Raw genomic sequence first — 20,991 nt, forward strand, 5'->3', positions numbered from 1 at the left:
GAGGGTCTTTTCGTATCTTGCATCACTGTTCGTGCCATCTTATTAGTTGATCGTTAAACTAAGCGTTCGTCCAACATGCACCGATGGAGAACGTGAATGTCCACGAATTCAGATCGACGCCCACGCCTGCCCGTGAGAATCGCCTACCTCGCCGCAGGAGTTCTCTTTGTCGCCGCCATGCTCCTGCTGGCAAGCGTCGTGAACCCAGATCGGGACCGCGATTTCTCGATGAACCACGTCCCCGCGGGGACGTCGACGACCGCCGTCGTCGCCACGTTCGACCTCGGCTAACGAAGGTACCGGTACGTAAGTGGCGCGCGTCACGAACTGTGGGTAGTTTCAACGCCGATGGTTCGCCGTAGGTCGGTATTGAGAGGGACGGCAAGCCACTGCCCTGCCTGGTTGCCCCACCCAAACAGGCAGGGCACCCCTTCAACTCCACCGACTTTTCTGCGGATCCACGCCGACACACTCTGGCGTCCGGACGGTTTCACCGCAGCGCCTGCAGTAATGGGTCCGATGCCCGCCATTCTCGGTCGAGGCACACCCGCACACCTCCCAGCCGACAAGGCAGGTGTTCGCCGTGAGTCGGTGTCCGTTCGGGCAGCGGTCCGGGGATCGCTCAGTCAACCGCATCTTCACATTTTCGCACACATGTTCGACGCCTTGGTACTGCAAACGGAAAATTCGATTGCACCGCCCGCTTCCGGTCGGCCCGAGCGCAACTATCCCTTCCGTCACTTCGGTCTGCTTTAATACGAAGGCTTTGTCGGGGGTTTACCAATGTCCGAAGTTGTCGAGTTTCTGCGAGCACACGCAGGCGAACACGGGGTTGAACTATGGGTTTCTTCAAGAAGGCGGCTGTGACTGCTCTAGCGGTCGCTGCAGTCGGAGCATCAACAGGGATCGCATCAGCTGATCCGTCGACCGACGTGAACTACGAAGCGAAGATCGTCGACAAGTCGATCGTCACCACTATCGACGCCGGGCTGTTCAAGGTATCCGGCGACGGCAAGTCTGTCGTCTTGCAGGACAGCAAGGGAGCCGACCTTGTTTCGTTGCCTCTCGCATACAACCTCGGGGATCTGCAGTTTCCCTTCGATCGCACGATCAGTGAAGACGGTAAGACCCTCACGCTGACCCCGATCACCGATTCGGCTAAGGCCACTCCTCGGCCCGAGAGTGCGCCTGCTGCAAAGGATTGGACGCCCGTCGCCTCACCCGAGGAGAATGATCGGGCGATTGCGCACTTCCAGAGCCAGCTCGGTCTCGGCACTCAGGTCGGCAGCCTGCTCGGCACCATCGTCGGCGCCGGAATCGGTTGCGCTGTCGGTGCTCCGCTGGGCTTGACCATCGTCGGCCTCCCCGTCGCTGCAGCACTGTGCCTGGGTGGTCTCGCAACGGGAGCCGGAATCGGCGGTGTCGCCGGAACGATCCTCGGCGGCGGCGGCGCGGCTGTCGTAGCCGGCATCGACCTCGTCAACACACTGAACGCCCCTGCCGGAACGACGGTCTGGGCTCAGTAGCGACTGGAAGGTCAGTCGCTACGCGGTGCCCCCAGTCGGACTCGAACCGACACTTGACGGATTTTAAGTCCGTTGCCTCTGCCAATTGGGCTATGGGGGCCGTGCCGCACCCGACTGGTCGGGTGCGGCAGGGATCAGACTATCGGGTGGGTCTGAGCTATCGACATCGCGATGCCGTCGAGGATGTCGTGTTCGCTGACAACCAGTTCGGTGATCCCGGCTTTGGCTTCGAACGTCTGAGCCAGCACCGTGGTGATGATCGCTCCGCCACCGATGACGTCCACCCGCCCCGGATGCATCGGGCCGAAGGCGGCACGATCAACCCGAGGCATGGCGGTAAGACGCTCGCACACCTCGAAGAGTTGCTTGAACGGAATCCTCGACAGGTGCACCTTCTCGGCGTCGTACTCCGGAAGATCCTGCGCGATCGCGGCCAGCGTCGTCATGGTTCCAGCGACACCCACCCACGTGTGCGCCTTCTCGACGGGGACGGCCTCGAACGCCTCGGCAAGTTTTGCAGTCGCAAAAGTCGTCGCCTCGGAAACCTGCTCTGCCGTAGGCGGATCCGACGGTAGGCACCGCTCAGTGACGCGCACACAGCCGATGTCGGTGGAGTACGCAGCCTGGACGCCCGACGCGTCGCCGAGGACAACTTCGGTGGATCCGCCGCCGAGATCGACCACCACGAAGGGGCCCTCGGACGGATCAAGTTCTCCCACAGCACCGCTGAACGAGAGTCGCGCCTCTTCGTCGCCGGTGATCACCTCGGCTCCGGATCCGGGAATGACCGCACCGAGCACGTCTCGCGTCATCGTGAAGAAGTCTTCGCGATTCGCAGCGTCGCGAGTAGCCGAGGTCGCGACCATCCGAACGGCGGTTGCTCCGGCATCGGCGATCATCGACGCGTACTCGACCAGCGCGACCCGGGTGCGTTCGATGGCCTCGGGCGCGAATGTCCCTGTCGCATCAACGCCTTGACCCAGTCGCACGACGCGCATCTCGCGCCGGACATCCACCAGACGGCCGTCGGCGCCGACGTCGGCGATCAGCAGTCGAATGGAGTTGGTACCGCAATCGACTGCGGCAACACGGCGAGTCACCGGTCGGCGGTGTCGGCATCGTCGATGCCAGGCCAGTCCGCGGGAATTGCAGTACCGCGGAGCTTCCCGTGGCCTGCCAAGGCAACGGACTCGTCACCGAGCGGATTCACGCCGGGACCCTTGGCAAGCGAATGCGCCATGAGCACGTGCAGGCACTTGACCCGATCCGGCATCCCACCACCGGCAAAGTCGGTTCCGAGAGATTCGATCGCGTCCCGCTCGGCGAGGTACGACTCGTACGCCCGGCGGTAGGCCGCGGCAAGCTCGGGATCCTGGGTCAGACGTTCGGTCATCTCACGCATGACGCCGGCGGATTCCTGACGGCTCGCTTCGGCAGTCAGTCGCGGGTCGGTGAGGTAGTACAGCGTCGGGAACGGTGTTCCGTCCGGAAGTTTGGGGGCGGTCTTGACCACGCCGGGCTGACCGTCCGGGCTGCGGTACGCGATCTCGATCACTCCGCGTGGCTCACGGCCCAATTGAGCGGCAACGGCGTCGAGGTCCGCTTGTGAAACCTGTGGGGAATTTTCGGACGTGTTGCTCACCCGGTGGGTACTCCTTGTTCTTCTGGCTCGATCGGCGCCAACGGCATCGGAGCCGGTGTCGTCGTCTCGGGAACCACTGGCGGTTCCGAAATCGTCTGCCACAGATCGCGATACCACGGACCTGTCAGCGGTGTTTCCTTTTCCTGCTTCTTCTCGGGTTCCTTGTAGTCGCCGGGAAGCTGAACCTGAAACGGGGTCTCGCCCGGTTTGACGTACCGAAGGCGTTCTCGTGCAAGAGCTTCGATGTACGCAGGGTCGTCGAAGCGAGCGTTCTGGCCTTGCAGCTTTCGCAGTTCTTCCTCGAGCACTTGGCGTTCGGCGGCCACCTGCGCGGCATCGGAACGCTGGCTGATGTAGGTGCGCAGCGGTACTGCCAGTGTCAGCGCCAGCATGAGGACAACCATCGCGAGCACAACGGCCCGACTGGTGGACAAGCCGAAAATGGTGTTGTCCGACTTCGGAAGCCGAGACCAGAACTTGTTGGTTCCGCTCTTCCCCCGAGCCGACTTGGACCCGCGCACCGACGACTTCTCGGCGGAAACCCCCGGTTGGGCGGGGTCTGACACGGAGGAATCGACTGCTGCCGGATCTACCGAAGGTTCCGACACGCGTGGGCGTCGGGCGCTGTCCCGACGCGCACGCGACGGTGTGTCCCCACGACGGGAACCACGACCCCCCGGACTTCCGCCGGGGGATCGTGGTTTACCTCGCTGTGCAGACACTACTGAATCTTAGATTTCCGTCAGGCCTCGAAAGCGAAGCGCGGGAACGCAACCTCGCCGGCGTAACGTGCTGCGTCGCCGAGGTTCTCCTCGATACGCAGCAGTTGGTTGTACTTGGCAACGCGCTCGCTGCGCGCCGGAGCACCGGTCTTGATCTGGCCGCTGCCGACGGCAACTGCGAGGTCGGCGATGGTGGTGTCCTCGGTCTCGCCGGAACGGTGGCTCATCATCGTCTTGTAGCCGTTGCGGTGAGCGAGATCGACGGCGTCGAGGGTCTCGGTCAGGGTGCCGATCTGGTTGACCTTCACCAGGAGTGCGTTGGCCGCACCCTTGACGATGCCTTCTTCGAGGCGCTCGGGGTTGGTGACGAAGAGGTCGTCGCCGACGAGCTGGATCTTGTTGCCGATCTGATCGGTGAGTGCGACCCAGCCGTCCCAGTCGTCTTCGTCGAGCGGATCCTCGATGGAGACGAGCGGGTAGGCGTCGATGAGCTCGGCGTAGAACGCTGCCATCTCGGCCGCAGTGCGGTTCTTGCCTTCGAACTTGTAGCCGGTGCCGTCGGTGTAGAACTCGGTGGCGGCCACGTCGAGAGCGAGCGCGACGTCGGTACCCAGCTTGAGGCCGGTCTTGTTCACGGCGATCGTGATGAGGTCGAGCGCTTCTTTGGTGCCTGCCACGTCGGGCGCGAATCCGCCTTCGTCACCGAGACCGGTGGAGAGGCCCTTCTCCTTGAGAACCGACTTCAGGGAGTGGTAGACCTCGGCACCCCAGCGCAGCGATTCCTTGAAGCTCGGTGCACCGATGGGAGCAACCATGAACTCCTGGACGTCGACACCGGTGTCGGCGTGCGCGCCACCGTTGAGGATGTTCATCATCGGGACGGGGAGAACGTGAGCGTTGGGGCCACCGACGTAGCGGAACAGCTCGAGGCCCGAGGACTCGGCAGCGGCGCGAGCCACGGCAAGCGAGGCACCGAGCAGAGCGTTTGCGCCGAGACGCGACTTGTCCGGGGTGCCGTCTGCATCGAGCAGCGCCTGGTCGACCGTGCGCTGCTCGGTTGCGTCGATACCGATGATGGCCGGAGCGATCTCGCCGAGCACAGCCTCCACGGCCTTCTCGACGCCCTTTCCGCCGTAGCGTGCGCCACCGTCGCGCAGTTCGACGGCTTCGTGCTCACCGGTCGAAGCGCCGGACGGCACCGCGGCCCTGGCGAAACTTCCGTCTTCGAGCAGAACCTCGACCTCAACCGTGGGGTTGCCACGGGAATCAAGGATCTCGCGAGCTCCGACCTGCTCAATACTGGCCACTGTGTGGTTCTCCTTCGAATGGGCTTCGCATTGGGGCACGCTCTGCGTGCTTGACACTTGGGCTCCGACCCCTCCGGTCGAAAGAGGACCACGATCGCGGCTGGGCCTCTGCAGTGCCAGCACCTCTGTAGTGCCAGCACACAGCCTAACCGCACGGGCCGAAGGCTTCTTTATCGACGCGCGGTCACGGGCCCGACCTGCGGATCGATCACCGTCAGTCCGGCCGTACCCCGACTGAATACGCCGACGCACGATCACGAACGAGGGCGAGATAGTCGCCCGAGAGGTTGTACGCCATGAGCGCCTGCTGCCACCCGGCAGCAGTCGTGAGATCTCCCCCGCGTGCACACAGGTAGCGGGCGGCGGTGAGGGCAGCGTCGTCGATGTTGTCGGGGTCCACCCGGCCGTCACCGTTGGCGTCGACTCCCCATTTGAGCCATGTCTCGGGGATGAACTGCATAGGCCCCATCGCGCGGTCGTGCACTGGATCGCCGTCCATCGTCCCGCCGTCGGTGTCGGGGATCTCGGCAACTCCCGGGCCACCGTCCAGAGGGATTCCCCGGATGATCGGGGCGACCTGGCCCGAAGCGTCGACCGACGAACCGTCGTAGGTCCCGTGGCGGCTCTCGACGCTGCCGATACCGGCCAGCGTTGTCCACCCGATTCCGCAGCTGGGAAGCGTCTCGGCCATGACCGCAGCGGCGTACCCGTAGGCCTCGAGTGCCGTCGTCCCGATCCCGATGTCGTCCGACAATCCCGCTGCCCAGTCGGCGAGTTGATCAGCACTGCGGCCGGGAGCATTGATATCGATCGGCGGCGTCGGAGAGCCGGTACCTGGGGGTATGCCTTCCGGAATGGCTACTTTCGGTTCGTTCGATCCACAAGCCACGACGCCTGCGCCCAGTAAAGCTGTTCCAGCAGCTACTGCTGCTACGGCTCGAGAGAGACGCCGGGGACTTCTGCGGGCAGCGGGAGTTCGGTACACCCTTCCATCATCCACATGCGAGCGAACTACTCCCGAATCCGTTGGTAAAGAACAGCAAAAGTACAGGTCAGGGCATGGTTCACCACCGAATGTGGAGTATCTTCTTCTGAGTTAAGGCTGGCCTAGCCTCAGTCGTTCGTCAGAAGCTGTTGCACTCACTCAGTCAGGAGTCGCCCGTGCCCGTGTCGGTACTCGCTGCCGCGAGCACACCGTCAGTTGCCACCCAGTTATTCGGCAGTGGCCTGATCGGTCTGCGCGAAGGCCTCGAAGCGGGCATCGTGGTGATGATTCTCGCCGCCTACCTCGTGAAGGCGCAGCGCAAGGACGCACTCAAATGGGTGTGGCTCGGCGTCGCGATCGCCGTCGCGATGGTGGCGATCATCTTCTTCGCGATCCACTACGGAACCTCGACGGTCGACGGCTTGACCGCCGAGATCATCGCAGGTGTTGCCTCCCTGATCGCCGTCGTCATCGTCACGATCATGGTCCTGTGGATGCGCACGGCTGCGAAGAACATTTCCGGAGACCTCAAGGCCGGGATGGAAAAGGCTCTCGTTGCAGGCCCGGTCGCCATCTTGTCGCTGGCGTTCTTCGCGGTCGGTCGTGAAGGCGTCGAGACAGCGTTGCTCATGGTCGGTTACGCCGAGAACACCGCAGGCAGCTCCTGGCCGCTGGTCGGGTTGCTCCTCGGAATTCTCTTGGCCGCCGTCTTGACCGTCGCCATGTACTTCGGCGCCCTCCGTCTCAACCTGACGACGTTCTTCCGGTACACGGCGATCTTCCTCATCGTCGTAGCCGCCGGAATCCTCTCATACGGTGTTCGCGCTCTACAGACCGGAAATGTGCTTCCGGGCGGTTCGAATCTCGCGTTCAACCTGACGCCCGGCTACGACCCGTCGACCTGGTACGGCACCGTCCTCGCCGGAATCTTCAACTTCCGCCCGGATCCGACGGTCCTGCAGGCCGTCGCGTGGCTCGTCTATCTCGTAGTCGTCCTCGCGCTCTTCCTGCGTCCCCTTCCGCCCAGCCCTTCGGAGCCGGCAACCCCGCCTGCGCACGACACACACGTTCCCGAGAAATCCTGAGAGGCATTACCGACATGCGTAAATCCACCCTCGTACTGGCCACGGCTGCGGTACTACCCTTCTCTCTCGCGGCGTGCACCGAGAAGACGACGGCGAGCGACGGCGACATCGTCGTCACGGCCACCGACGATTCGTGTGACATCAGTGCCACCACCGGAACCACTGGCAGTTCGACGTTCCAGGTGACGAACAACGGCTCGAAGGTCACCGAGTTCTACGTCTTCGCCGAGGGTGACCGAGCGATGGGCGAAGTCGAGAACATCGGCCCCGGCCTTACCCGGCAGCTGATCGTCTCTCTTCCCGAGGCTGCGACCTATCAACTCGCGTGCAAGCCGGGCATGGTCGGAACCGGCATCCGTCAGGACTTCGTCGTCACGGGCGATTCGCAGGCGGCCACCGACGAGAGCGGCCAACTCACCGAAGCTGCCGACGGCTACCGGCGGTACATCCGCAGCCAGATCGTCGCACTGCAGGACACCGCAGCTCAGTTCGTCGCCGCCGTTCAGTCCGGCAACGTCGACCAGGCGAAGGCACTGTTCCCGATCGCACGTACCTACTACGAGCGCATCGAGCCCGAAGCCGAGAGCTTCGGCGAACTCGATCCCAAGCTGGACCTGCGTGAAGCGGACCTGGAGCCCGGTCAGGTCTGGACAGGATTCCACCGCCTCGAGAAGGACTTGTGGGTGACCGGCTTTCAGCCGGATACCAACGCGGTCGCCGACCAGCTGCTCGAAGACATTCAGTATCTTGCCGATCAGGTGAACGCCGAGGGCTACACGATCGATCCCACCAAGATCGCCGGCGACGCTCAAGGGCTGCTCGACGAGATCTCGACCTCCAAGATCACGGGCGAGGAAGACATCTTCTCGCACACCGACCTCTGGGATTTCCAAGCCAATGTCGACGGCTCGCAAGCCGCCATCGCAGCACTGAACCCGATTCTGCAGGAACGCAATCCCGAGCTCGCCCAGCGCATCGCGGACCGATTCGCCGACCTCGACGCCGCTCTGGCACAGTTCCGCGTCGGCGACGGATTCGTGTACTACGACACCGTCACCGAGGCACAGCGTCAGGAACTTTCGCGTAAAATCGATGCCCTGTCCGCCGAGGTCAGCCAGGTCCAGGAAGTAGTTGCGGGACAGTAGATGACAGATTCACCAGAAGGCACACCCGCTGCGGAAAACCCAGCGCCGCATGCAGTCTCACGGCGCCGACTGTTCGGCGCCGTGGGAGCCGGGGCGGTCCTGGCCGGTGCCGGCGCCGTCATCGGTCGGGTGACCGCCGACCAGAATTCCGGCACCGATCACGCAGACGTGGTGGCCTTTCGCGGCGAACATCAGGCAGGCATCACGACGCCTGCCCAGGATCGCATGCACTTCGTCGCTTTCGACGTGACGACGAAGTCGCGCGACGAACTGATCACGCTGCTGCAGACGTGGACGGCGATGGCCGAACGGATGACAGCGGGTCAAGAAGCAACCGAGGACGGAGCGACCGGCGACGGACCGTACGCGCCACCGAGCGATACCGGCGAGGCGCTCGATCTCGCACCGTCGCAACTCACCCTGACCATCGGATTCGGACCGTCACTTTTCGACGACCGTTTCGGGCTCGCAGACAAGAAACCTGCTGCCTTGCTCGATCTCCCCCACTTCCGCGCGGACAACCTCGATCCGAATCGCAGCGGGGGCGACATCGCCATCCAAGCGTGCGCCAACGATCCCCAGGTTGCCGTCCACGCGATCCGCAACCTCGCGCGAGTCGCGTTCGGGACCGCGTCGGTCAAATGGTCACAACTCGGATTCGGACGAACGTCCTCGACCTCGACGACGCAGGCGACACCCCGAAATCTGTTCGGGTTCAAGGACGGAACAGCCAACATCAAGGCAGAAGACCCGGACGCACTCGCCCAGCACGTCTGGGTTGATCCCACTGACGATCAGGCCTGGATGGCAGGCGGATCATTCCTCGTCGCCAGACGAATCCGCATGCTGATCGAGCAGTGGGATCGCGCAGTACTCAAGGAACAGGAAGCCGTGATCGGCCGCTCCAAACGCAGTGGAGCGCCACTCGGCGGCAAAGACGAGTTCGACGAACTCGATCTCGATTCCAAGATGGGACACGACTTCGTCATCCCGGAGGATTCACACGTGCGTCTGGCCTCTGCCGAGGAACTCGGTGGGATTCAGATCCTGCGCCGCGGATACAACTTCACCGACGGCTCCGACGGCTTCGGCCACCTGGACGCGGGACTGTTCTTCGTTGCGTACTGCCGGAATCCGGTCGAGCAGTTTGTTCCGATGCAGCAAAACCTTTCACGACACGACGCGCTGAACGAATACATCCAACACGTCGGTTCTGCCGTCTTCGCGTGCCCCGGTGGTCTTGCCGACGGCAAGGACTGGAGTTCCCAGCTGTTCACCTGATGCGCGTCACCGGTTTCAGTATCTCCACGAACGCACCAAATTGACCGGTGCCCGATTCCGCTCGGTCAGTGGATCGATTGCCTTGGTCGTGGTCGGCGGCAGCAACCCGGAGGTAGGCACCGGCGCGACAATCGCCGTTGTTTGGGTCAGCGGTGGTTCCGCCTGCGCAGGATCCGAGAACGGGCGCAGCACCGCCCACGCGAGGAAGCTGGTCAGTGCAACCAGCGAGAACCCAACGCCCACAAGGATTTGCATTCGCCCAAGCCCACCAGAAGGAAGCGAATCCGATTCCGTGTCTTCTTCGGTTTCACCGACACTGCGCACCACGGCCTGATCGGAAGACCGTTCTACCGCATCCGTTGCGATTTCAGAGTCAGAGACGCCCGAAACCGAGACTTCCGAAACCGCGACTTCCGAGCTGAGGTGCTCCTGATGTAAGACCTCGGCTATCAATGCTGCACCCTTGGCCGAGGCGAGCTCGGGCTCGGCCGGCCTGATCACCGGTACCGAAAACTCCCGCTCGAGCATCTTCTCCACCAGTGAAATTCGGGCGCCTCCTCCGACGAGAACCAAAGCGTCAGGGACACACCGGGCTCGTGCCGCAACTTCTCGGATCACCATCAGCGTGTCCTCGACTTCCCGCGTGACAACCGAATCGAAACGGATGCACATGGACTCGGGAACGGGCATCACCTGCGCACGACGGGAGCCACTGGCGAGGTATTCCTTGACTTCGCGGGCGTCGAACGCTGCATCAGCGTCGAGGGCTGCATCATCCGTGGTTGCGGAGAGTAACTCCGCGACTACCCCGTCGAGCCTGTCACCGGCGAGCGCCGTCGACCGCGTGGACGCGATCGTTGTCGCGGTTCCGATCTCGATCATCGAGACAGTCACCCCCGTTCGACCGATGTCGAGAACTGTCAGTAACCGAAAACCTTCGGCCGCACCCGAAGTCCGTACCAGCGCGACAACGGCCACCGCTTCCGACACCGTGACAACACCCTCGATACCTCGGGCACGCAGTTCCGATTCGAGCGCCACGTTCTGCCGCTCGTCAGGAACCGCGATGACCATCCGTGAAGTGTCCCCGCGAACCGCAGCAACTAGGTGAATCGCGGCTGTCCTCACCGGAGAGGCGTCGTGTGCGTCTACCGTCCGAGTCAGGAATCGACTGCTCGCGGATCCGGTTTCCGGCTGGGAGTCGGCCCGAACAATACGAACCGATGCAGCGCCCAACGACGCACCGAACACTGGATCCATCGCTGTACGCACCCCCATATCCAACTCTTGCACTGCTTATTCGTCGCAAAACATACTTGCGGTATGTTATCCGTAGCGGGAAGTTTACCGGATCCTCGGGAAACCGGAGAACTACGCGAAACTGGCAGGCTGAATCAATGTGTGGAGAGGTCCTTGAACAAGTCGATGGCCAACATGACAAGCGTGATGTCCGCACTACACGTCCCCCATCTCACCCCGCTGGAGACAACCCCTCGACACTTCCGCCACCGCCAGACACCGACCGGGATTCGCACGATTGACACTTGGATTCCAGGCCCAGGCGACAGGGCTCTGTTCGCCTCGATTCACCTGCCTTCGGATGCTGCCGTTCGCGGCGCCGTCGTCATATGTCCACCCCTTGCGAAGGAACACATCAGCGCTTACCGGGGACTGCGCCAACTCGCCCAAGAACTTGCCGAACACGGATTCCTCGCGCTTCGTTTCGACTATGCAGGACAGGGTGATTCATCCGGCTGTCAGGATGACCCGCTCGCAGTTGCGCAATGGCAAGCCAGCGTTGCGGCAGCCGTTGCGTACGCGCGGCGCGCGGGCATCGAGTCCATTGCCGTCACAGGTTTGCGCGCAGGGGCACTGATCGCGGCGGCCGCCGTCGATACGCTTGGCGACCTACGTGCGATGGTCTTGTGGGATCCGGTCATATCCGGTCGGTCCTACGTTCGCGAACTAACTTCGCTGTACCGCGTTTCGGTCGCCGACGACCCTCACCACGACGATTGCACGTCCATCGTCGGCGGCGTGCTTGATTCCGCTGCGGTGAAAGACCTTTCCGGACTCGACCTCAGCACCTTCGATCCGGATTCCTCGACGAAGGTCCTCGCCGCGATTCGCCCTGAATTCGCTGCTTCGCCCCGTACTGTTCGGATGCTCGAGCGATCCGGCGCAGAACGCATGTTCGTCGAACGCCAGAATCAGTTCGTATCCCCCAGCAGTTTCGTGCTCTCGGTGCCAACGCACGACATCAAACAGATTTCGAGTTGGGTGTCACGTCAATTCGGCGAGGACAAAACTTTCGTCGATCCAGAGATCACGTCGGCGGCGCATGTCTCGACGACTGACGACGGCGAAGAAGTCTGGGAAACCTTGGAAAGACGGTCCACCGGATCACTCTTTGCAATCTCCACCGCCTCCCGCACGACTACGAGTCACGCTGCCACTGCGGTCTTTCACAGCACCGCGAACGAACACCGGATCGGGCCGGCCAGACTGTGGGTCGAGTCCGCTCGAACTCTCGCAGCGCACGGCATCCGCTCGGTTCGCTTCGACAGGATGGGCACAGGAGACAGCGGAACTGTCCTCACCGACGAGAACACCCCCATCGTGTCTCCGGAAGCGCGCCGCAATGTGTTGGACCTGATTGACACTCTCGACGTACCGCCGTCGCGCCGGATGCACATCGGAATGTGTTCCGGCGCATGGATGGGTGCCTACGTGGCAAGCCAGCGCGGCGCACGGTCCGTGGTGCTTCTCAACATCGTGAATTGGTCGATCAACAATCGACGACCACCAGTGAAGAAAGCACATGTCGATGCAATGGAGTCTGACGTTGCAAACCGAATTTTCGTCGTGGCCAGAACAATTCGCAATGCCGGACGACGAGCCCAGCGGTACGTGCCTTACCCCGTGTGGCTCGGTCTCGGCTTCCTCGGACTGGTCAACGCCCCTGAGTCGATGCTTCGCACTTTGACCCGCCGCGGGACAAAGACCGCAGTGTCCCTCGCGCCTGAAGACGAAGCGTGGTTCGAGGCGAACAGAGGCAGACAAGGTGTCACGCGTCTTTCGAGCTCGAAGAATCCCCCGCACGTCTTGTTCTCAGGCTCCGGTGATCACAACCTGTTCCATCGCAGTTCGCGAGAACGCGTCGGCCGGTTGATAGTTGCCTCTGCACTCGATGCGTTCGGAGACCGAAGACGCGCCGTGTCGAAGCACGACAAGGAGGGAATCGGAGCATGATGCGCACGTCTACCCGGGACGGAATTCGAACGTCGTCCTACGTATTCGTAGTCGTTGCAGCGACAACCGCGGCGCTTCTGACCGGTTGCACTTCCGACACAGCGCCCGCAGAACCGGCTCCGACGTCCGCACCTCTTCCCTCGATCAGCGTCGACGCCGTCGCGGCCAGAGGCAAACTTGAAAGCACGTCCGCGTTCGACAACGTCGATCCACTGATAGTCGGCGTGGGCGCGACTGCCCACCAGATCACGTACCGATCAACTTCAGGCACGGACGGAAGCTCAACGATCGTCTCTGGAGTCGTCTTCGTTCCGGAAGGCGATCCACCACCCGGCGGGCGGTCTGTCGTCACCGTCGGTCACGGCACAACGGGAGTGACTGCGGAGTGCGGACCTTCTATGCACCCGGATCTCCTGGGCTACGCGAGTACGATCGTCCCTTTGATGAAACTGGGATTCGTCGCAGTCATGACCGACTACCAAGGGTTGGGTCCGGCAGGCGGCATCAACCCGTACCTCGATCCGAACACCAGCGCGTTCAACCTGATCGACGGAGTTCGCGCGGCGCGAGAAATGGTCCCGGACACGTCCGCGAAATGGGCAGGACTCGGCGTGTCGATCGGTGGGCAAGCTACATGGGCGGCGGCAGAGTTGTCCGGTTTCTACGCGCCCGAATTGGATTTTGTCGGATCGGTAGCGCTGGCTCCGGCCGCAGATCTTTCCAAGCTCGCCGACTTGGCCCAGTCGCAGTGGCTGACACATGAACAGCAGATCATGATGTCGTACGTCGTATCTGGGCTGACCATCGCTCGACCCGGCACAGATCCAGGCAACTACCTGCACGGCGCGCTGTCGAGTAACTCTGAGATGTGGTTGGCATGTGCGGGTCCGGCGTTGAAAGAACGCGGCGAACAAGCATCACGACTGAATCCCGCCGATACCCTGCCAAGCTCCGACGACGCCGTAGCAGTCTTGCGCAACTGGCTCACATCGATCGCACTTCCGCAGCGTCCGGCCGGAGGTCCACTCCTGGTGATCAACGGCGACGCTGATCAGACGATCCGCCCGCGGTGGGTGCAAGAGGCCGTCGACAATGCCTGCGCGTTCGGCGATTCGGTGCAGCACATCGTCAGGGCAGGCCAAACTCACAACAATCTGGATCCGGGGTCGGAGACCGCAGTTTGGCTCCAAGCGCGCTTCAGAGGCGAGCCACCTCCGTCGGACTGCTGACTATGGTCGAAAACTCGAATCGACCAGGTACTCCATGTTCTGAACCGCAGGAGTGGATGCGACGTCGGAATGTGCCTTCACCGAAGACACTTCCGTCCCGTTCCGAACCACGCTGACCGAGACGGCGCCGACTGCAGAGGGAACTGTGCAGATATCCATCCCTGAATCTGCGCTGCATGTGGTCGTCGTACCTCCGGCCGTAACTTTCACTTCGGCACCATCGACCAATAAGGTCAAAACCTCGATCGTGTCGCGAACCGGGGACGACTCCGCACGCAGAATCATCGGCGATACCGAGGGTAGTGTGGGTTGCGCAGACGACAACTGGTTCCGATAGGTGACGTACGCGACGTCACGTGTAATCGCCGGTGCCGTTCCAGTTTTGAACCAGTCGACAAAATATGCGTTCAGATCGAGCAGCGCACGACCGTGCCCCTCGCTCGGTGCAAACGCCGTACCTTCGCTGTAGTCGTTCCACGAAATTAGTTGCACCCATTCGCTATCCGATTCGCGCGCAATCTGCCAGGTATTTCGGAGATTCCCGGTGTTCTGCGCTTCGTCGAAAACCGATTGGCTGGGACGCGCATCCTGGAATGAGACCGACTGCATCCATATCTTGCCGAGAGCATGCGCTCGGTTCGCTTGATCCAGTGGCGAGCCTATCCCGGTGTCCGTCACTGGATTGAAGGAAGGGTTACGTCCACCCCACGTCGACATTCCGTAGCTTATCGACGCGAATGAATCCATATTTGTGGTGGAGTTCAGGAAGAGCGGAACGAAAGCTACCTCGATCCCGTAGCGGGCCTTCATGATTTCGAGAAACTGCGACCACCACGCCGGGTCGTGCTTCTCGGCAAGAAACGGCGAAATGACCACCCGGTTGTCCGTCAATCGAAAAACCGACGGCGCTGACGCATACTGCGACAACTCGCCTGCCAGATTCGCGGGGTCCAATGTGCCGAGTTCGCCGTTCATATCCGGCATCAGCATTATTTCGAACGCAGGATCAACCGCAGCCGAAGCGGCGAGAAGTTCGGACGGAACGGAAGAAGTCCACAACGAATTCGACGACTTCGTCAGAATGTCAACCGAGAAGCCACTGATTCCCGCGTCGATTGCCTGCCGCACTTCGTCTTCGAGATCTCGCTGCCTCCACTGTGGGTCCGCTGAAACGGGCCGTGGTTGTGGCCGGTCTCGCAGAAACCCTCCGAATGCGGCGTATGCGCCCAGTTCACCGTTCGGATTGAGATACTGAGTGGCGTAATAGTCTTCGCCCGACGGTAGGTTGTCGATCGAAAGGGGATACGGCGGGAAGTAGTGCGCAAAGACCACCTTTCCGATCGACTGTCCGTTGACCGGAAGCTCGACGGCGGGATGTGAAGACACCGCCTCGTCAACCCTCGCGTTTCGGTCCACTCCATCAGAGAGCCTGAGGCCGGCCGCTACGAGAAGCGCTGACGATACCAGCGCAATGCCGACGGCAACTGCACGAAATTTCCTGCCTCGCGAACCTTCGATACTCACCCCTGCCGCTCATCGGTCGACAACTTGTCGCTCGAGCGGTTTGCCTTCGGCACGACTTTCGTCCGGAGCATCGAGCGCGGGATTGCCACTGTGGGACTGTCAAGATCACTCCGCGTGTAGCGCTCTTCGGTCTCCGCCGGCTCCCATTCGTCGAAATCGATTCGCACATCGTCGGCAAAAGATTCACCCGAATCGGCCGAATCATGCTTGTTCACTTCATTCTTCCCCGTCGAACCCATATCAGGTTCCGTACGGACCAACTGCGCAGCGGCTCCCCGCTCGACGGGAGGCCACGCGCCGACTGGTTCATTCGACGTGTCCTTCACCGGAGGCTCGTTCACCGAAGGCTCGTCGACCACGATCACTCGGCTACGGCCCTTGACCGATCCACTACGTCCAGCACCCGCCAGCACCGCACCCAATAAGTTCGCGCCGGCAGCGCGCAGAGTCGTCACTGCCCCTTCAACCTCGTCCACCGACGAAATACTCTGTGTTGAAACAAGAACCACACCGTCGACGACTGAGCCGATCACAGCCGAATCGGAATAGAGCGACAAAGGTGGACCCACGATGATCGTGTATTCGAATTTCTCGGTGGCCTCTACCAACACCTGACGTGCTGAGGTCGACGCGATGGCGTCAGCGGAACCGGATCGTATCGAGCCGGCGGGCAGCAGAGTCAATGAGCGACCAGGTACCTGAACGAGCACGTCCACGAGCGGAATTGCGCCGGCAAGTACGTCGGAAAAGCCGGCTGCCGGCGTCATCCCCAGGTATGAATCCAAGCTCGGCGACCTCAAGTCACCGTCCACCAAAAGCACTCGACGTCCCGCTTCGGACAGGACGATCGCGAGATCGGCCGCAAGGCACCCCGCAGGCTCCGAGTACCGCGGCGAGGTGACGAGGACCGAACGGATCGCGTCGGCACTCGGGCCGGCGAACTCGATACCTGTCCTGAGCTTGCGTATCGACTCGGCATAGGCGGTCCCGCCGTCGGCGGGGAACGTCAACGCGTGAGATCCCCGCGAAGCCGATTCCGGAACTGTCGCCAAAATCGGTACGCCCGCAACGGCTGAGAGCATGGAAGCACTTCGAACGGAACGATCGAGCCGCCCAAGGAGCACCCGGACGCCGACGCCGACGACCAGGCCACCGACGAGGCCGAACAGGGACATCATCACGAGATTCGACCCCCCACTGGCATCTTCGGCGTTGGCCTCGGTGACCACCTGTACAGACGTATTCGGACGTCCACCACCGTTAGGGGTCTCCAACTGCCCGACATATTGTGCAAAATTCTTCGCATACGCATTGGCGATACCGGCCGATCCTTCGGCCGTCGAATCCGTGACAGAGACTTGCAAGAGCACGGTTTTCTCCACTGCTGCCGCCGAAACCTGCGAGGCCAACTCGTGTCCGCTCATTGGAAGACCCAGGTCGTCGATCACCTTGACTGCGAGATCGTCGCTCGAAAACAATTGGGCATAGGTCGCCGCTCGTTGTTGAGAAAACAGATCGCCCTGATAGGCGCCGGCCGAGTCGGCACTGATCGGCGAGCCAATGAAGAGCACAGTTGTCGACGTGTACGAAGACGGACTCGACATGGCCATGAATGCACCGAGGATCAAGCCGAACACCGCGAAAACAGGTATTGCCCACCCCCGCCTCAGGATTCGCGCGGCAGAGCTGAGTGCATTCATGTGTTCGCCTTTCTTGGAGACCGCTGTGTGCGTGTGTCTCCGTCGCGCCGGGGCGTGTGACTTGCCACCGAGTCAGTTGTGTCGGGCCGACCGCCGGGCAACACTGCCCCTCTCTGCCCTCGGCGTGTGGTGGCCAAGAGGACCGAACCTTCGATTTTCGCGCCTGCGATCTCCAGATCGTGAATCTTCGTCATCAACGCCTGCCTGCTCGTCGAATGAGATTGAACGACAAGGATTATCGAACGGCATACCTTGGCCAATCGGCTCGAATCAGCGTACTGCGTCCCGCCGGAGTCGAAGACAACCACAACATCGAACCTGGCACTCAGATCTCGCAACATGCGTCCGAACGACTCCGACTCGAAGACTCGCTCGGGACTTTCGGTCGGCGAACCGCTCCGGAGGAGAGTCGGCTGCAGTGGTGTCGAGATCAGAACATCGTCGAGGACGCTGTCCGACATGACGATGTCGGTGACCCCCAACTCGATATGTGCACGCGAGGATCGGAAGTTGCAGTCGACGAGAACCACCGAATACCCGAGAGCGCAAGCAGCATCGGCGATACCGCCACCTGCGAACCCACTGATCTCCCCCTTGTCGGCAGCGGTCACGAGCACAGGTGATGCAGGCGTGCCTGCCCCGATGAGATCTCGGTTGAACTGCAGTCGCTCGAAAGAACTCCTCACTGCCGACTGAGCACCTTCCTCGGCGGCAAATCCCCTGTCACCGACGTACGGGATGGACTCGAGCACGGGTAGACCCGTCCAGGCCGCCAATTGGTCGATACCTTGAACTGCTTTCGACCTTGCAGCAGCCAAGATCACACCAGTCATTCCAACCATCGATCCGACGACCAACCCCAGAAGAACGTTCGGAATCGTCTGCGGGCCAGACGGGCTCGTGGGTGCTGACGCCGTGACGACAGTCAGCGGCTGAACCGTCGGGATCAAAGTCCCACTCGGCGTCTCGAGCCGCCGGATCGTTTCGTTCATCTCATCCGAAGCCGCATTCGTCAGTTGCAGCGCCCGATCTGCACTGTCGGCGGTCCCGGAGATTTCGAGCAACACGGTGTCGGGCACAACGCGAACCGAAATGACTTCGATGTCACGAAGACCATTCTCGCCCAGGCGACTTGCGACACGGGCAGAGAAGTCGGCACCTTCCGCCAGACGCGTATATGTACCGGCTCGTTGCTGCGAGAACTCGTCACCTTGGAACGGGCTCGAATCGGCATTGCCCAGAGTGGTCGGTGTTCCCCAACCTGGTGTGGTGAGGAAGAGTTCGGTCGAGGACTTGAAAGTGGTCGGCGTGAGCAATGTCAACAGAACGCCTGCCAGCAGGCCGAGCACTGTCGAGATGCCCACGACAATCCACCTGTCACGAAGGACTTCGAAGAAGCCGGACGGGTTCATCGGAGAATTCCCCCATCGGGCGCGCCCTCGCGAATCACACCGGAGGTAGTCAGCGATTCCACCAGTTTCTGAGCAATCACAGCATTCCCCACTGCATTCGGGTGCACACCATCCTCGAATTTCAATGACGCGAGGTCGACGTCGGCGTACCAACCGTCGGCGACAGGATCGATCACGGTCGCCGCTACCGATTCCCCGTAACTTCGCAGCGCTGACACGAATTGCTCGTATCCTTCGTACGGCACTGGTGTGACGTAGGTCGGCACGATGATCACCAGACGCGCATCCGGCCATGCGTCCCGGACGGCATCGATGTACGACGTCATGACGGGAAACAAATCCATCGGAGTCATGTGCAGATCGTTTCGCCCACCGTCCACGAAGATGATGTCCGCTCGATACCGCTCGATCGACACTGGTAGGCGATTCGCGAATCGTGTTGTAGTTCCCTGATACTCCGGGGCGCCGTCGTTGGTGAAACCGGTGCTTCCCTGTGCATCGACATTGCAGTTCCACCCCATCCGGACGCAGATGATTCTCGGGTACGCCCCGAGCCCGATTCCGTTGATACCCGCAGTGAAGCTGTCGCCGAACCACATCGATGCCGGCGCCGTGTCCGGCTGCAACTGAGGAACCGTTGTCGCTGTAGTGAGGGCGGAACGGCCGTTTTCGGCAGCAGAATTCTGACGCACGGCCAGCGCTGTCGCACAGACGACCAATACCACCAGCAAAGCAAGACCCGTGATTTCCAGCGGGCGGCGACGGGCAGAGATTCTCGACGAGAATCGGCTCGTCCGAGTCATCGAGTCGCCTCCCGTCGTGAGACGAAGAATGCACAGCCGATGATGACGAGGAAGTACGACATCGCTTGCAGCAGTGACCCTCTGAGAAGAATGATCAGGTAGAAGGGCAGTATGCAGGCAAGAATCGTCGGCGCCCTGGACTGGTGCAGCGACATTTCGATTCTTCTGTCCTGAATCCCTGCGATCAAGCCCAGCGCGACCATTCCGGCAATCAACGCGATCCACCCACCGTTGACGAACAGCTCGGACCACAACGGCGCAGAAAGGTTCTTGACCGTGTAGTTGCGGCTCTCTGCGAGCAGGATGCCCGTGTCCGTAGCTTTGCCGGGCCAGATGGTCCGCGGAATCCAGAAAAGAACAACTCCGAGTGCCTGCTTGCCATCGGTAACCCCGTGCGTATTCACAAAGTTGACGGTGTTGTTGACCTGCGCAAATGCGTCGTAGTCCGGAGACGTGAGCGATTCGAGAGGCGAGCTTGTCTTGAACTGTGCCGACGTGCTGTATCTGAACGCATCGGCGAGCGGAAAGACCAGGACAAGTGCCGCCACGGCAAGCAGGGCAACCACACGGAATCGAACGCGGGTCGCGAAGAGTCCGAAAAGTGCCGCCACGGCGAGTGCTGCAGTACCGAACAGATACCTCGCACTCGAGATCGGATTGAACGTCAACAACAGCACGGCTCCGAGCACGATGGCGCAGAGAAGAAACAGACGATCCGATCCGGGATTCTGATCACGGTATTTGACCACCGCGATGAATGCGACGAGCAACGACATCATCGCGACGGCGCCGATGATGCTGGCGACCGTGGATTGCCCCAGCGACGCACTCGCCTGCTCCACCACCGCACTTCGGCTCGACAGAAGCGTCCCTACACCGAGTTTCTTGATGTAGTACGCGTTGGCGACCAGGGCGCAACCGGCAAGAATCAAAACCCGAACGGGATCCACACGCACACTTGTGGCGTTTCCCCATCGCGTGTCTCTGATTCGACGCCAGACCGCACCGGAGAACACCAATCCCACCAGGAAGCCGACGATCCCCAGAAGGACGATCGAGACCGCTGTCGAGTTGAGGGAGGGATCCACTCGCGGCGTCGTAGGAGGAATCTCCCGCAGGCGGAGCTGAGCAAGTGGGGCAAGACCCATGAAGACATAGGTGAAGACCCAGAACGACATCTCGACGAGCCGACGAAAGCCCTCGCCGACAATCCACGCGTAGCGCAATCCCGAAATCGTTGTGATGGCAAGTACCGCCATCCACACGCGCCCTGGCGGTGTCGGAGTGAACTCGACGACTGCGAAAGGCACGATGATCACCATGATCACCGCGGTCCAGGTCGCAATCAGCGGTGGCATCAACGAGTCTTTCCGACTGA

Annotated in this window: 18 protein-coding genes and 1 tRNA gene; 7 read left to right on the forward strand and 12 right to left on the reverse strand. The window is 61.6% G+C overall.

Going from position 1 to position 20,991, the window contains the following annotated elements; all coding sequences use genetic code 11:
* The first annotated feature begins 96 nt into the window (after positions 1 to 96).
* Entirely contained in the window at positions 97 to 291 is a 195-nt protein-coding gene (locus tag DBV08_RS08185; RefSeq protein WP_095972168.1) for a hypothetical protein, read from the forward strand.
* Positions 292 to 839: 548 nt separating this feature from the next.
* Entirely contained in the window at positions 840 to 1,526 is a 687-nt protein-coding gene (locus DBV08_RS08190) for a hypothetical protein (RefSeq protein WP_095972166.1), read from the forward strand.
* Between the two features lie 26 nt (positions 1,527 to 1,552).
* Here the strand turns inward: DBV08_RS08190 and DBV08_RS08195 are convergent.
* From DBV08_RS08195 to DBV08_RS08220, 6 genes are all read right to left on the reverse strand, one after another.
* Positions 1,553 to 1,626 (reverse strand) — tRNA-Leu (locus DBV08_RS08195).
* 34 nt (positions 1,627 to 1,660) lie between these two features.
* The gene (locus DBV08_RS08200) at positions 1,661 to 2,626 is read right to left on the reverse strand and encodes a Ppx/GppA phosphatase family protein (RefSeq protein ID WP_095972165.1); all 966 of its coding nucleotides are present in this window, start codon (positions 2,624 to 2,626) and stop codon (positions 1,661 to 1,663) included.
* Positions 2,623 to 3,168, reverse strand: coding sequence for a DUF501 domain-containing protein (locus DBV08_RS08205; RefSeq protein WP_020908542.1), 546 nt, complete (start codon positions 3,166 to 3,168; stop codon positions 2,623 to 2,625). The genes DBV08_RS08200 and DBV08_RS08205 overlap by 4 nt, the downstream gene beginning before the upstream one ends.
* Positions 3,165 to 3,776, reverse strand: a complete 612-nt coding sequence (locus DBV08_RS08210) for a septum formation initiator family protein (RefSeq protein ID WP_124567092.1) — start codon at positions 3,774 to 3,776, stop codon at positions 3,165 to 3,167. Before DBV08_RS08210 ends, DBV08_RS08205 begins: the two co-directional genes overlap by 4 nt.
* A 134-nt stretch (positions 3,777 to 3,910) precedes the next feature.
* Positions 3,911 to 5,197 carry a phosphopyruvate hydratase gene (gene eno / locus DBV08_RS08215; RefSeq protein WP_003946309.1) on the reverse strand — a complete coding sequence of 429 codons (1,287 nt, stop codon included), beginning with the start codon at positions 5,195 to 5,197 and terminating at the stop codon, positions 3,911 to 3,913.
* Positions 5,198 to 5,411: 214 nt separating this feature from the next.
* Positions 5,412 to 6,086, reverse strand: coding sequence for a lytic transglycosylase domain-containing protein (locus DBV08_RS08220; protein ID WP_378375484.1), 675 nt, complete (start codon positions 6,084 to 6,086; stop codon positions 5,412 to 5,414).
* A gap of 278 nt (positions 6,087 to 6,364) precedes the next feature.
* Here DBV08_RS08220 and efeU point away from each other — a divergent pair, with 278 nt between their 5' ends.
* Genes efeU through efeB form a run of 3 tightly spaced genes read left to right on the forward strand, consistent with a single transcriptional unit; the run spans position 6,365 to position 9,693 of the window.
* On the forward strand, positions 6,365 to 7,267 hold the full coding sequence (gene efeU / locus DBV08_RS08225; protein ID WP_124567146.1) for an iron uptake transporter permease EfeU: 903 nt from the start codon (positions 6,365 to 6,367) through the stop codon (positions 7,265 to 7,267).
* Between the two features lie 14 nt (positions 7,268 to 7,281).
* Positions 7,282 to 8,412, forward strand: coding sequence for an iron uptake system protein EfeO (gene efeO, locus DBV08_RS08230; RefSeq protein ID WP_124567093.1), 1,131 nt, complete (start codon positions 7,282 to 7,284; stop codon positions 8,410 to 8,412).
* Positions 8,413 to 9,693 carry an iron uptake transporter deferrochelatase/peroxidase subunit gene (gene efeB, locus DBV08_RS08235; RefSeq protein WP_095972161.1) on the forward strand — a complete coding sequence of 427 codons (1,281 nt, stop codon included), beginning with the start codon at positions 8,413 to 8,415 and terminating at the stop codon, positions 9,691 to 9,693.
* A 15-nt stretch (positions 9,694 to 9,708) separates the two neighbouring features.
* Here efeB and DBV08_RS08240 read toward each other — a convergent pair whose 3' ends face one another.
* A complete protein-coding gene (locus tag DBV08_RS08240; protein WP_124567094.1) occupies positions 9,709 to 10,971 on the reverse strand; it encodes a hypothetical protein in 1,263 nt (420 codons plus the stop codon).
* A gap of 135 nt (positions 10,972 to 11,106) precedes the next feature.
* On the opposite strand from DBV08_RS08240, the gene DBV08_RS08245 reads away from it, so the two are divergent.
* Positions 11,107 to 12,945: a serine aminopeptidase domain-containing protein gene (locus DBV08_RS08245; protein ID WP_185564520.1), complete on the forward strand. Its 1,839-nt coding sequence runs from the start codon at positions 11,107 to 11,109 to the stop codon at positions 12,943 to 12,945.
* Positions 12,942 to 14,174 (forward strand): lipase family protein, encoded by a 1,233-nt coding sequence (locus DBV08_RS08250; RefSeq protein ID WP_095972158.1) that lies wholly within the window; start codon positions 12,942 to 12,944, stop codon positions 14,172 to 14,174. Before DBV08_RS08245 ends, DBV08_RS08250 begins: the two co-directional genes overlap by 4 nt.
* Here the strand turns inward: DBV08_RS08250 and DBV08_RS08255 are convergent, their stop codons facing one another.
* From DBV08_RS08255 to DBV08_RS08275, 5 genes are all read right to left on the reverse strand, one after another.
* Positions 14,175 to 15,560, reverse strand: coding sequence for a glycoside hydrolase family 71 protein (locus tag DBV08_RS08255; protein ID WP_260395385.1), 1,386 nt, complete (start codon positions 15,558 to 15,560; stop codon positions 14,175 to 14,177).
* A gap of 134 nt (positions 15,561 to 15,694) precedes the next feature.
* The gene (locus tag DBV08_RS08260) at positions 15,695 to 17,398 is read right to left on the reverse strand and encodes a polysaccharide biosynthesis tyrosine autokinase (RefSeq protein WP_124567097.1); all 1,704 of its coding nucleotides are present in this window, start codon (positions 17,396 to 17,398) and stop codon (positions 15,695 to 15,697) included.
* Positions 17,395 to 18,810, reverse strand: coding sequence for a hypothetical protein (locus DBV08_RS08265; protein WP_124567098.1), 1,416 nt, complete (start codon positions 18,808 to 18,810; stop codon positions 17,395 to 17,397). Before DBV08_RS08265 ends, DBV08_RS08260 begins: the two co-directional genes overlap by 4 nt.
* Entirely contained in the window at positions 18,807 to 19,613 is an 807-nt protein-coding gene (locus DBV08_RS08270; protein ID WP_095972154.1) for an SGNH/GDSL hydrolase family protein, read from the reverse strand. Before DBV08_RS08270 ends, DBV08_RS08265 begins: the two co-directional genes overlap by 4 nt.
* Positions 19,610 to 20,971 (reverse strand): oligosaccharide repeat unit polymerase, encoded by a 1,362-nt coding sequence (locus tag DBV08_RS08275; RefSeq protein ID WP_206029762.1) that lies wholly within the window; start codon positions 20,969 to 20,971, stop codon positions 19,610 to 19,612. The genes DBV08_RS08270 and DBV08_RS08275 overlap by 4 nt, the downstream gene beginning before the upstream one ends.
* Positions 20,972 to 20,991 lie beyond the last annotated feature (20 nt).

The organism is Rhodococcus sp. KBW08, from assembly GCF_003852455.1.
Taxonomy (GTDB): Bacteria; Actinomycetota; Actinomycetes; order Mycobacteriales; family Mycobacteriaceae; genus Rhodococcus_F; species Rhodococcus_F baikonurensis.